The 12,513-nt window shown below is 52.3% G+C and carries 11 protein-coding genes; 9 read left to right on the forward strand and 2 right to left on the reverse strand.

The features are described 5' to 3' along the window. The first annotated feature begins 9 nt into the window (after nt 1–9). Complete coding sequence (locus tag FH755_RS00655) at nt 10–1,590, forward strand: alkaline phosphatase (protein ID WP_292437667.1); 1,581 nt, start codon at nt 10–12, stop codon at nt 1,588–1,590. A 7-nt stretch (nt 1,591–1,597) separates the two neighbouring features. On the opposite strand, the gene FH755_RS00660 is transcribed toward FH755_RS00655, so the two are convergent. Further along, entirely contained in the window at nt 1,598–2,815 is a 1,218-nt protein-coding gene (locus FH755_RS00660; RefSeq protein WP_292437669.1) for a diguanylate phosphodiesterase, read from the reverse strand. A gap of 175 nt (nt 2,816–2,990) precedes the next feature. Between FH755_RS00660 and FH755_RS00665 the strand changes: the two genes are divergently transcribed. Continuing rightward, a complete protein-coding gene (locus FH755_RS00665) occupies nt 2,991–3,404 on the forward strand; it encodes a group II truncated hemoglobin (RefSeq protein ID WP_292437671.1) in 414 nt (137 codons plus the stop codon). Nucleotides 3,405–3,420: 16 nt separating this feature from the next. Here the strand turns inward: FH755_RS00665 and FH755_RS00670 are convergent, their stop codons facing one another. Beyond that, nucleotides 3,421–4,050 carry an XRE family transcriptional regulator gene (locus tag FH755_RS00670; RefSeq protein ID WP_292437673.1) on the reverse strand — a complete coding sequence of 210 codons (630 nt, stop codon included), beginning with the start codon at nt 4,048–4,050 and terminating at the stop codon, nt 3,421–3,423. A 243-nt stretch (nt 4,051–4,293) separates the two neighbouring features. Here FH755_RS00670 and FH755_RS00675 point away from each other — a divergent pair, with 243 nt between their 5' ends. From FH755_RS00675 to FH755_RS00705, 7 genes are read left to right on the forward strand one after another with little or no spacing between them, the layout of a single operon-like run. Next, entirely contained in the window at nt 4,294–5,535 is a 1,242-nt protein-coding gene (locus tag FH755_RS00675) for an FAD-dependent oxidoreductase (protein ID WP_292437675.1), read from the forward strand. A gap of 13 nt (nt 5,536–5,548) precedes the next feature. Continuing rightward, nucleotides 5,549–5,812 carry a sarcosine oxidase subunit delta gene (locus FH755_RS00680; protein ID WP_292437677.1) on the forward strand — a complete coding sequence of 88 codons (264 nt, stop codon included), beginning with the start codon at nt 5,549–5,551 and terminating at the stop codon, nt 5,810–5,812. Beyond that, nucleotides 5,809–8,721: a 2Fe-2S iron-sulfur cluster-binding protein gene (locus FH755_RS00685; RefSeq protein WP_292437679.1), complete on the forward strand. Its 2,913-nt coding sequence runs from the start codon at nt 5,809–5,811 to the stop codon at nt 8,719–8,721. The genes FH755_RS00680 and FH755_RS00685 overlap by 4 nt, the downstream gene beginning before the upstream one ends. A 2-nt stretch (nt 8,722–8,723) precedes the next feature. Further along, nucleotides 8,724–9,392, forward strand: coding sequence for a sarcosine oxidase subunit gamma (locus FH755_RS00690; RefSeq protein ID WP_292437680.1), 669 nt, complete (start codon nt 8,724–8,726; stop codon nt 9,390–9,392). Between the two features lie 38 nt (nt 9,393–9,430). Then, entirely contained in the window at nt 9,431–10,801 is a 1,371-nt protein-coding gene (glnT, locus tag FH755_RS00695) for a type III glutamate--ammonia ligase (RefSeq protein WP_292437682.1), read from the forward strand. Between the two features lie 35 nt (nt 10,802–10,836). Next, the gene (locus tag FH755_RS00700) at nt 10,837–11,739 is read left to right on the forward strand and encodes a glutamine amidotransferase family protein (RefSeq protein WP_292437684.1); all 903 of its coding nucleotides are present in this window, start codon (nt 10,837–10,839) and stop codon (nt 11,737–11,739) included. Nucleotides 11,740–11,762: 23 nt separating this feature from the next. Next, a complete protein-coding gene (locus FH755_RS00705; protein WP_292437686.1) occupies nt 11,763–12,500 on the forward strand; it encodes a protein glxC in 738 nt (245 codons plus the stop codon). Nucleotides 12,501–12,513: the final 13 nt, after the last annotated feature.

Below are 12,513 nucleotides of genomic sequence, written 5' to 3' on the forward strand. Positions count from 1 at the left end.
AGACGGGCATTGTTGCTTAATCGTCATAGCTACCTCTTAGTTTTGGCTCTGTTCAGCGGTGCTGTTCAGACTGATTCATCACTTATCCCCCAGAGTCAGCGTGAAAATCACTGGTTCCATGAAGCTGAAGCCGCTCTGGCGCAAAAGCCAATTTTCGAACCTGATAAAAAAGCCAAAAATATCATCTTGTTTGTTGGTGATGGCATGGGTGTTTCCACGATTACAGCCGCCCGCATTCTGGACGGACAGAACCAAGGCCTCGCAGGCGAAGAGAACAGCCTGAGTTTTGAATCCTTTCCTTTTACCGGTCTGTCCAAAACCTACAATGTCGATGCTCAGACACCGGACTCGGCCGGCACCATGACGGCCATGATCACCGGTGTGAAAACCGATGCCGGCATTATCAGTATTGATGAAGATGTGAAGCGCGGCGATTGCAGCACGGTGAAGGGCAATGAACTGGTCACGGCGCTGGAGCTGGCTGAAATTGCAGGCCGGTCAACCGGATTTGTAACGACGACCAGGGTCACGCATGCGACACCAGCGGCGACTTATGCCAAAGCGCCCGAGCGTAACTGGGAAGATATTTCTGATTTGCCGGAGGAAGCCGTCGCAGCGGGTTGTGAAGATATTGCGCTGCAGCTGCTGAACTTTGAGAACAATCTCAAGCAGCGGTTTCCGGCCGCGGCAAATATCAATGGTATTGAAGTCATGATGGGCGGTGGCCGCCGTCATTTTCTGCCGAATCAGCCGGCCTCTGACAGTGTGGATGAAATGGCCATATTCACCGGAGATCGCAGCGATCAGCGTCATTTAATTAATGAATGGCAGGCACAATATCCTGGCGGACATTACATCGAAAACCAGGCGGGTTTTGATGCGGTTGACCCGGCAAAGACCAATAAATTGCTGGCCCTGTTTGAAGCCTCACACATGCATTACGAAGCTGATCGGCCAAATGATGAAGCCGGTGAACCGTCCCTCAGCGAGATGACCGCCAAGGCCATTGATATTCTGGATAACAATGAAAAAGGCTTTTTCCTGCTGGTCGAGGGCGGCCGCATCGATCATGCCCATCATGCCGGTAATGCCTACAACGCGCTCACTGATACGATTGAGTTTGCACGGGCGGTCAAAGTGGCACTGGAGAAAACCGACACAGAAGAGACCCTGATTATCGTTACCGCCGATCACAGTCATGTGTTTACGATGGCAGGTTATCCCAAGCGTGGTAATCCGATTCTGGGCAAAGTCGTCAATATTGGTGAACAGGAACCCGCTCAGGCGCAAGACGGCATGCCGTATACCACGCTGGGTTATGCCAATGGGCTGGGTTTTCGGGATCTGGGCGATGAAACCGATGCCGATATCAGTTACGGGGAGCCGGCAAATAGCGGGCGACATGATTTAAGCCGGGTTGATACTGAGGCCAGTGGTTATCATCAGGAAGCGCTGGTGCCGTTGGAGGCAGAAACCCATGGCGGTGAAGATGTCGCGATTTATGCCACCGGCCCGGGTGCTTCAGCCGTATCCGGGGTTAATGAACAGAACCTGATTTTTCATATCATGCGCCGGGTAGCTGGCTGGTAACACATTCTTACCAGTGAATATCAGGAAAACTATTGAAGGACGGCCGGGCAAAATAAAAGCCCTGAAATTTACTGACGCCGGCCTCAAGCAGCCATTTCACTTCGGCTTCCTGTTCCACACCCTCGGCAATAACTGAGATACCCAGCGAGTAACAACACTCGACAATGGCTCTGACAATCGCCTGTCTGGGGCCGTTACGCTGAATACCCTGAATCAGTTTGCGATCGATTTTAACCTTGTCCGGCTGGAATTCGGCCAGTAGTGACAGACCGGCATAACCGGCACCGAAATCATCGATCGCGACTTTGATACCGGCACCTCTGAGCCGGGTAATCGCACCAAAAAAAGCATCATGATTGGTGATGGCTTCTTCTTCAGTAATCTCGACCACAATCTGTTCGCTGGACAGACCGAGACTTTCAATTTTTTCCAGCAGAAAATCCACCGCATCCGGAACCATGATCAGCGACATCGGCAGCAGGTTGAGCGAGACACGACAGGGCAGCCCCATATCAGCAGCAATCTGCAAGGCATACTGCTTGGATTCCAGATCAAAACGATAGAGGTCGATCCCGCTGTATTGCGACAGAATGTCGGCGGGGGATTCTTGATTCGGTCCTCTCAGCAGTGCCTCGGCAGAGGTGACAAGTCTGCTGACAGGGTTAACGATAGGTTGAAAGGCAAAATTGACCGGATAGGGGCCGATAGTTGGGTGATTGTTGAGATGAGGCACTGCCCCCTCAGTCAGGTCTTCATATAGTTCTCGGGACGGCACAGTGTAGGGTTCACGCCAGCGACCTTTGGCAAACGCATCAATAATCAGTGAAGCTCGTGTGGTATCGACTCGTTCAAGGTCGTCCAGCCCCAGCTTATTTAGCTGATGATCAAAGGTGGCGTCACTGGAAATAATCTGTTTACCGCCTTCATCGTTAATAACGATAAAGCCTAGTCCCCAGTCATCAAAGGTACGTCTGTAAATGGGTTCATCAAGAACGGTGACGACTTCTTCATGCCTGGGGTCAGACTGTATGAGTTCGTAGAGTGCAGAGATTTTCTGCCGTGGGCCTTCCAGTACCTGCATGAAATACTCACCATCAAACACCAGCATACCGGTGATATTGCGGTCACGGTTCCTGAGTGCGAAGTGTTTGGACATCGCGACAACTTTCTCTTTTTTCAGCTGGTGTGTTGAGCGACTACGGTATACCAACAGGCTGAGAGACATAACTAATCCAACTGTTTTTTTCTATGACATTACCATGGCTGGCTAAGATTGTGAAAAGCGGTCTTGATGCTGTCTCTACTCCCTTGGGAGTACACATTCATCGGTATTTATCCGGCTTGCCAACCCTCACTAGAATCACACTCATAATTGAAGGCTGAGTTGTTGGGGGGTAAGCATGCAGCAGGCTGTAACAAAACCTCGTGAAAGTATTTACCAGAGAATTGGTGGCGCGGAAGGTGTCGGGCAACTGGTTGAGACTTTCTGCGGCATCCTGGAAACGACTGAAGTCGGCAAGCCCGTCTTTTTATTGCATCTGCGTGGTCATGGTATGGCCCATGCGCGGATGGAGCAGTTGAATTTCTTTTCCGGCATGTTCGGTGGTCCCAAGCTGTACGCTGAAAAATGGGGACATTCGAATGTGCGTCAGATTCATGCGCATGTCGATATTGACGAGAGTGTGAGTCAGGCCTGGTTGACCAGTATGTCCATGGCTTTGGACAAGCTTGAGTATGCCCCCGATCTGAAACAGCAATTAATGCAGAGCTTTACCGATATGGCCGCCATTCTGGTGCGGCAATCTCAGTCTTGAGTGCGCGCTAGCTATGTTAGTCGACTTCAAAGTCGTCAAGGCTGTCGTAGTAAATGATAGCCAGGTAACGGATTGGCATTTCCATTTTGGCCATCGGCCGGTGCGGTTGCTCGGCATCGAAGGTCAACGAGTCGCCGGGTTCCAGAATATAGAGCTTGTCACCGACCGAGTATTCCAGTTTGCCTTCGAGCATATAAATGAATTCGGTACCGGCGTGTTCGAAAGGATCAAACACTTCGCTGTGTTCATCAAGCGAAATCAGGAACGGTTCAAACAGTTTTTTAGGGCCCGTGTCATAGGCCAGCAGGTGATAGGTATGGCCGCTTTTGGTTCCGCGACGAACCACTTCCATACCTTCGTTATGTCGCACGTACTGAGCACCGGATTTGGGTGTGTCGTAGTCATGAAACAAGCGAGACAGGGTGACGCCCAGCGCGTTGGCCAGATGTTCCAGTTTTTCAAGGCTGGGTGATGTGAGTCCGTTTTCGATCTTGCTCAACATGCCTCGGCTGACATTGGCCCGTTTGCTGACCTCGGCAATGGTCAGTCCGTTTTCCATCCGTAAATGGCGCAGGGTATTACCGAGATGTTTATCCAGTGTGTGGGCGACAGTCCCTGTGGTAGTAAGCGTTTCTTTGTTATTCACGCCTGAAAATACTCCGTTGTATGCCTATTTCATGGCTTTGATTATACATCAGTTTTCAGGATTCAAACTATCGAGTGATTCATTGTATGAAAAAAAGTTTCCAAGAAGTATTGACATCAGAAATCAGTCATGCGTAAATGGAAACCAAGTTTCATATGGTGAAACAATGTTTACTAAAAAGGTGGTAGCCGCAGTCTACTTCTTAGGTAGTAGAAGCAAGCGCCACGGCAGTGGAGGTTAAGAATGCCATTAGGACTTTTGAAATACGGTCTGAGCAAGGAACATCCGGCACCACGGTTTTTCCAGGATCGTACTCAGCCCAAGAAAAGCTATGACGCCGTCATTATCGGTGGTGGGGGGCATGGCCTGGCTGCGGCTTACTACCTGGCCAAGGACTACGGCATCACCAATGTGGCGGTACTCGAAAAAGGCTATATCGGCGGTGGTAACACCGGACGTAATACCACTATCGTGCGCTCCAACTACCTGACGCCCGAAGGCGTTAATTTCTACGATGCCAGCGTCAAGATGTATGAAGACCTGTCGGAAGAACTGGATCTCAACCTGTTCTATTCCACCCGCGGTCACTTCACACTGGCCCACACCGAATCCGCGATGCGCACCATGCGCTGGCGTGCCGAAGTGAATAAGCATGTGGGTGTAGAAAGCCGTGTGGTAGGGCCCGATGAAATTTCCCAGGCCTGTCCGCAACTGGACATCCAGTGCAGTGGCCAGGCACCGATCCTGGGTGCTTTGTATCACGCCCCCGGTTCTGTCGCCCGCCATGATGCGGTCGCCTGGGGTTATGCCAAAGAAGCTGATCGTCTGGGGGTCGAAATCTTCCAGATGACAGAAGTTACCGGTATCGATGTAAAAAGCGGCAAGGTCGTTGGTGTCAACACCAATAAAGGTTATATCGAGACTAACCGCGTTTTGTCTGCGGTCGCCGGCTTCACACCACGTATCACCGATATGGTCGATATCGAAACCCCGATTGTGATTCACCCGCTGCAGGCCTGTGTCAGTGAGCCGATGAAACCCTGGCTCGACACCATCCTGGTCTCCGGCAGTCTGCACGTTTATGTCAGCCAGTCCTCACGCGGTGAGCTGGTGATGGGGTCGTCACTGGACCCGTATGAAGTGCATTCGACCCGCAGCTCACTGGACTTTGTCGAAGGTCTCACATCCCACATTGTCGACATGTTCCCGTTCCTTTCCAACGTCAAAGTCGTCCGTCAATGGGCCGGTATGGCTGATCTGACGCCGGACTTTGCACCGGTGATGGGTAAGACCCCGGTTGAAGGTTTCTATCTCGACGCAGGTTGGGGTACCTGGGGCTTCAAGGCGACCCCGATCAGCGGTAAGACGATGGCCGAAACCATCGCCCGCGATGTGGCGCCGGATCTGATCCAGCCATTCCGTTTATCCCGTTTTGAAGACTACGAGCTGACCGGCGAGAAAGGCGCAGCCTCGGTCGGCCATTAATGAGAGCTAAGCGATGAAATTACTTGAATGTCCAATCAACGGCATCCGGCCTCTCAGCGAATTCACCTATGGCGGTGAGTACCGCGATATGCCGAATCCCGACACCTGCAGCGACAAGGAATGGGCTGCCTATGTGCACTACCGCAATGGTGCACCCGGTGTGAAAAAGGAATGGTGGTACCACGGCCCCAGCGGCACCTGGTTTATTGCCGAACGCGACACGATGGCTGACAAAGTCATCCGTACCTACATTGCCGGTCAGGAGGAAGCTAAATGACCAGTCGAATTGCAAAGAAAAGAGGCGAGTGGATCAATCGCGACAAGCCCCTGACGTTTGAATACGAAGGTCAGCAGGTACAGGGTTATGAAGGCGATACCATCAGCAGTGCGCTGTGGGCCAACGGTATTCGGGTGCTGGGCCGTAGCTTTAAATATCACCGTGCCCGCGGTTTGCTGAGCTTTGCCAACCATGATGTCAACGCGCTGATGACCGATGGCGAAGACACCAATATCCGTGCCGACGTCTGGCCGGTCAGTAACGGCATGAGCCTAAAAGCGGTCAACACCGATGGCGGCGTTATCAAGGACAAGAACAAGTACATCGACTACTTGTCACCTTTCCTGCCGGTGGGCTTCTATTACAAAACCTTTTATAAGCCCAAGCGTATGTTCCCGTTCTGGGAAGACAAAATCCGTAAAGCAGCCGGTCTGGGCGAGGTCAACTTTAATTACCCGCGCAATATCCGTCCCAAACGCCATGCCCATTGTGATGTGCTGGTGGTCGGTGCCGGTGCATCCGGTTTGTCTGCGGCACTGGCTGCAGCAGCAGAAGGCCTCAGTGTCATCCTGGTTGACGAGAATCTTCAGGCCGGTGGCAGTCTCAGCTATGACTACGCAGGCGATCAGTCTTCAGCGGATACGCTGCATGCACTCCTGAGCGAAGTCGAAGCCAATCAGAATATCCGCCTGATTACCGATGCTTACGCCGGCGGTTACTACACTGACCACCTGGTTCCGATTGTCGAAAAAAGCGGCATTACCAAGGTCCGTGCACAATCCGTCATTGTCGCGACCGGTGTATTCGAACAACCGCCGGTGTTCCGTTACAACGATCTGCCCGGCGTGATGCTGGGCTCTGCCGCCCAGCGCCTGGTGCATCGTTATGCAGTCAAACCATTTGAAAAAGGCGTCGTCGTGACGGCCAATGATCATGGTTACCGCACTGCATTGGATCTGGCTTCAGTGGGTGTAGATGTGGTGGCTGTCATTGATATGCGCAGCAGCGGCGCCGGTCAGGACCTGACACAGAAAGTCAAAGACAGCGGCATCAGCGTGCACAAAGGCAGCTGCATTTATGAAGCGGTGCCAAGCAGTAACAAGCTGGGTATCAAAGAAGTCGTGGTCTGCCCTTACGACGAAAACACGGCGGAAGCTGATACCAGTAAGAGTGTGCGCCTGAGCTGTGATGGCGTTGCCATGAGTGCCGGCTGGGCACCGGCAGCGGCCCTGCTATATCAGGCCGGTACCAAAATGGCTTACGACTACGACGTCGAGCAGTTCGTACCTGCCCAATTACCGGAAGGCGTATTCGCTGCCGGTAAGGTCAACGGCGTGTTCGATTTGAAATCCCGTCAACTGGATGGTCGCCGTGCTGCAGCAGAAGCAGCGAGTTACCTGGGTAAAGCGGTACAGCTGGAAAGCTTTAAAGCGGCTTCCGTTAACCGTCCCAGCCATCCTTATCCCATTGTCAATCACCCAAAAGGCAAGAACTTTGTCGACTTTGACGAGGATATCCAGGTCAAAGACTTTATCAATGCCGCCAAAGAAGGTTTCGACAATATTGAGTTGATGAAACGTTTCACCACCGTCGGCATGGGCCCGAGTCAGGGTAAGCATTCCAATATGAATGCCATCCGCATCCTGGCCCGCATCCGTCAGCTGCCGGTAGAGAAGATCGGTACCACGACGGCACGACCATTCTTTCATCCGACCCCGATTGGTCACCTGGGCGGCCGTGGTTTCCATCCACACCGTTATACCGCGATGCACCAATGGCATGTGGAACATGGCGGCGAAATGATGGAAGCCGGTGTCTGGCTGCGTCCGGCCTATTACGCACCGGCCGGTGCCGGCCTGACCGCAAGCGAGGCGGTGCAGCAGGAAACATTGGCCGTGCGTGAAAGCGTGGGCATGATTGACGGCAGTACCCTGGGCAAAATTGAAGTCTTCGGCAGTGATGCCGGTGCTTTCCTGGAACGGTTCTATACCGGCAAGTTTGCCGATCAGAAAGTCGGTGGCAGCCGCATTGCGATGTTGCTGGACGAAGCCGGCGTCGTGGTTGATGACGGGGTTGCTGTGAGAATGGCGGAAGAGCAGTTTTATGTCTCTACCAACTCATCTAATGCCGCGACCGTTTACCGTGAAATGCAGCGCAATGTGCAGCTGTGGAAAATGCAGGTCACGCTGGTCAATCTGACCGGTGCGATGGCGGCGATGACTGTGGCTGGCCCCAAATCACGCGATGTGGTGGCCTCTCTCACGGATATTGATGTATCAGCTGATGCAATGGGCAAAGGGGCTTTCCGTACCGGAAAAGTCGCCGGTGTTGATGCCCGCGTCATGCGTGTCAGCTTTGTCGCCGACCTGGCGTTTGAAATCCATGTGCCCTATAAAGCCGGCCTGCATGTCTGGAAGGCGCTGATGGAAGCCGGGAAAGCATCGGGTATTCGTCCATTTGGTACCGATGCTCAACGTCTGCTGCGTCTGGAAATGGGCCATCACCTGGTGAGCCACGATACCGATGGCCTGACCAATCCATTTGAAGCGCACTCTGAATCTTTGGTGGCGATGGATAAACCGTTCTTTATCGGTCAGCGCAGTCTGAAGATCCTGGAGAAGAAGCCACTCAATAAGAAGCTCACGACCTTTGTTCTCGATCCGGATTTCCATGGTGAAGTGCCAAATGAGTGCAATCTGGTCATTGATAGTGCAAGCCAGATTGCCGGTCGTGTCACCAGTATTTCCTACAGTGGCTATCTCGATCGTCATATCGGCTTTGCCTTTGTGCCACCTGAGCATAGTCATGCCGGCGCCCGTTTCCAGATTCGCACCGATTCCGGCGCGATGGTTGCGGCGACTGCCTGCAAGGCTCCGTTTTTCCACCTTTTAGAGAGTAGAGGAGAGTGAATATGCAAGACGCCGTATTAATGAGTCCGGTGGCCTTTGCTCATGCATTAAGGAAGCCGGTCAACGGGGAAGTCAATGGCATGGAGACTGCATTGAGCTTTGATGCAGCGGATGTGGAAGCCAAACGCAGCCAGACCTTGAGTATCTGTGATGTCAGTAATCTCAACCGTTTTGGTGTGAAAGGGCCACAAGCTGCTAACTGGTTGCAGGCAGCAGGTATCAAGCTGCCTGGCACCACCAACAGCTGGACGCCACAGGATAACGGCAGTCTGGTAATGCGTCTGGGTAATACCGAATTTCTGCTGGAAGACCAGCCGGAAAACGACTTGACCGGGATGCTGAATGACACTGCCGTGAATGAAGGCGGCGTCCATAAAGTTTTGCGCAATGACGCAGCTTTTATTGTCAGCGGAGAGCTGACCCCAGCCTTGTTTTCTGAAGTGTGTGCCATCGACCTGGAAGGCGCCACACTGGAAGAAAATCGTCTGGTCATGACTGTCATCGCCGGTGTATCGGCAACGCTGCTGAAGCAGACGCTTAACGGCCAATCTGTTTATCGCATCTGGTGTGACGGAACCTTCGGACCTTATTTGTGGAAAACCCTGCTCGGCATCATCGAAGAGCAGGGCGGCGGCCCGGTCGGTTTCAACTTTTATTACAAGCTTAATTAATCACCAACGCTGTTTACATAAACAGAAGGAAAGAGCTCATGAAATACGAACATAACGACACACTTCTGGAGTCAGCCCAAATTGAGCAGGCCAAGAAGTTTCTGAAAGATAACGACGTTAAATACGTGCTGGCCCAGTTTGTTGATATCCATGGTGTCGCCAAGGTTAAGTCTGTTCCTGCCGGGCATCTGGAAGACATTCTCACCAACGGTGCCGGTTTTGCCGGTGGTGCCATCTGGGGCATGGGTATTGCGCCCAACGGCCCGGATTACATGGCCGTCGGCGAACTCAGTACGCTGACTTTGCTGCCCTGGCAGCCGGGCTATGCGCGCATTATCTGTGACGGTCACGTTAATGGCGAACCCTACAATCACGACAGCCGTGTGGTACTGAAAAAACAACTGAAGCGGCTGGAAGAAAAGGGCTGGATTCTATACACCGGTCTGGAACCTGAATTTTCATTGCTGCATAAAGATCCGGTAACCGGTCAGTTATCACCATGCGATGTCACCGATACGCTGCAAAAGCCTTGTTATGACTATAAAGGCATCAAGCGGCAGGGCGAATACCTGGAAAAAATGACTGAAGCATTGATGAAGGTCGGTCTCGATATTTACCAAATCGACCACGAAGATGCGAATGGTCAGTTTGAAATCAACTACACCTATGCTGATGCGCTGAAGAGTGCTGATGACTACATCATGTTCAAGATGGGTGCCAGTGAAATCGCCAATGAAATGGGCATGATCTGCTCATTCATGTCGAAACCGTTCAGCAACCGTCCCGGTAACGGCATGCATATGCATATGTCGATTGGCGATGGTGAAAAGAGCTTGTTCCAGGATGATAGTGATCCCTCTGGTATGGGTCTTTCCAAGCTGGCTTATCACTTCATGGCCGGGATCCTGGCTCATGCTCCAGCACTGACTGCGATTGCTGCACCGACCGTGAACTCATACAAACGTCTGGTGGTAGGTCGTTCGCTGTCCGGTGCAACCTGGGCACCAGCCTATATTTCATACGGTAATAACAACCGTTCAACCATGGTGCGGATCCCTTACGGCCGTATTGAGCTGCGACTGCCGGACGGCACCTGCAATCCTTATCTGACTGCTGCAGCGGCGATTGCTGCCGGTCTGGATGGCGTGGAACGTCAATTGGATCCGGGCAAAGGTCACGATTCCAACCTCTATGACATGTCTCCGGCCGAGCTGGAAGAAAACGGCATCGGCATCCTGCCGCAAAACCTCCATGAGGCTTTGCTGGCGCTGGAGAAAGATGAAGTGGTCAAAGGGGCCCTGGGTGAGGGACTGGCCAAGGAGTTTCTGGAATTGAAACACATGGAATGGGTGGAGTACATGCGTCATGTCTCCGATTGGGAAATCAACCGTTACGTTGAGTTTTATTAATACTCCGCCTGAGAGGCGTATTTAGGAGAAATCTTATGTGTGGAATCGTTGGTCTTTATCTGAAAAACGATAAGTACGAAAGCGAACTGGGCAAACTGTTCGCACCGATGCTGATTGCCATGACCGAACGCGGTCCCGACAGTGCCGGTTTTGCGGTCTATGGCGATGCTGTTGAAGACGGCATCAAACTGACCCTGCGTCATGAAGACGAAAACTATGACTGGGCTGCGCTGGCTAAGGATATTGAAAAAGCACTGGATACCAAAGTGGACTGGTTCCAGAACAGCAAAGTCGCCGTGTTCAAAGTCGGTGTAGATGCTGAGAAAGTCGAAGACTACCTGGAACAAAACCATGATGACGTGCTGATCATGAGCTCAGGTAAATCTATCGAGATCCTGAAAGAAGTCGGTCTGCCAGAGCGTATCGTCGATATGTTCAAGCTGGAGAATATGAAAGGCAGCCACATCGTCGGCCATACCCGTATGGCGACTGAATCTGCCGTCACCATGGCTGGCAGCCATCCATTCTCAACCGGTCTGGATCTGTGCCTGGTACATAACGGTTCTTTTTCTAACCACAACCGCCTGCGTAAAGAGCTGCAACGCGAAGGTATTGAATTCAATACTGAAAACGATACTGAAGTTGCGGCAGGTTACCTGACCTATCGTCTGCAGCAGGGTGATTCTCTTAACGAAGCACTCGAAAACGCACTGAAAACGCTGGATGGTTTTTACACCTTAACGATTGGCACCAAAGACGGTTTTGCTGTCGTGCGTGACCCGATTGCCTGTAAACCGGCTGTGATCGCTGAAACAGACGACTACGTGGCGATGGCATCTGAATACCAGGCGCTGACAACCCTGCCCGGTATCGAAGACGCCAAGGTCTGGGAACCGGAACCAGCACGCATCTACGTCTGGGAACGTAATGGCAACTAAGACTTGGTGATTAGGAGAACACAATGAGTACGAACAACTTAGCAGAGAAAGCTGCATTCGAAACAATCAACGGCGTGGGAACAGTCGACCTGTCGGTGCAGACTGTCCGTGACCTGAACCAGGCGCTGCATGACCAGCACGATGAAATGACCATCGAAAAATGGGATGTGCTGAATCCGAAAGGCCACCACAACCTGGCGGTTGGCGTTGATCAGAAACTGAAGATCGATATCCATGGCCCGGCGGGTTACTACTGTGCCGGCATGAACCAGGAGGCCGAGATCACCATTCACGGTCATACCGGTCAGGGCGTGGCTGAAAACATGATGTCAGGCGTGGTTCGCGTCAAAGGCAATGCCTCTTCGGCAGCCGGTGCCACGGCTCACGGCGGTTTACTTATCATAGAAGGTGATGCCGGTTCTCGCTGCGGCATTTCCATGAAAGGTGTCGACATCCTCGTTAAAGGCAGCGTCGGTCATATGAGCTGTTTTATGGGACAGGCCGGCGTTCTGGCGGTGTGTGGTGATGCTGGCGATGCGCTGGGCGATTCACTCTACGAAGCACACATCTATGTCAAAGGTTCAGTCAAATCGCTGGGTGCGGACTGCATTGAAAAAGAAATGCGTGCGGAACACATCGAGGAACTGACCGAACTGTTTGAACGTGCCGGTGTGACCGATCAGGACCCGAGAGATTTCAAACGCTACGGCTCTGCCAGACAGCTTTACAACTTCAAAGTTGATAACGCTGGTGCTTATTAATTGCTGATATTGC

It is taken from the genome of Methylophaga sp., from assembly GCF_009711715.1.
Taxonomy (GTDB): Bacteria; Pseudomonadota; Gammaproteobacteria; order Nitrosococcales; family Methylophagaceae; genus Methylophaga.

Coding starts and splice junctions, on each gene's coding strand:
- FH755_RS00660 (WP_292437669.1), bottom strand. CDS start 2,815: ATGTCTCTCAGCCTGTTGGTATACCGTAGTCGCTCAACACACCAGCTG.
- FH755_RS00665 (WP_292437671.1), top strand. CDS start 2,991: ATGCAGCAGGCTGTAACAAAACCTCGTGAAAGTATTTACCAGAGAATT.
- FH755_RS00675 (WP_292437675.1), top strand. CDS start 4,294: ATGCCATTAGGACTTTTGAAATACGGTCTGAGCAAGGAACATCCGGCA.
- FH755_RS00680 (WP_292437677.1), top strand. CDS start 5,549: ATGAAATTACTTGAATGTCCAATCAACGGCATCCGGCCTCTCAGCGAA.
- FH755_RS00685 (WP_292437679.1), top strand. CDS start 5,809: ATGACCAGTCGAATTGCAAAGAAAAGAGGCGAGTGGATCAATCGCGAC.
- FH755_RS00690 (WP_292437680.1), top strand. CDS start 8,724: ATGCAAGACGCCGTATTAATGAGTCCGGTGGCCTTTGCTCATGCATTA.
- glnT (WP_292437682.1), top strand. CDS start 9,431: ATGAAATACGAACATAACGACACACTTCTGGAGTCAGCCCAAATTGAG.
- FH755_RS00700 (WP_292437684.1), top strand. CDS start 10,837: ATGTGTGGAATCGTTGGTCTTTATCTGAAAAACGATAAGTACGAAAGC.
- FH755_RS00705 (WP_292437686.1), top strand. CDS start 11,763: ATGAGTACGAACAACTTAGCAGAGAAAGCTGCATTCGAAACAATCAAC.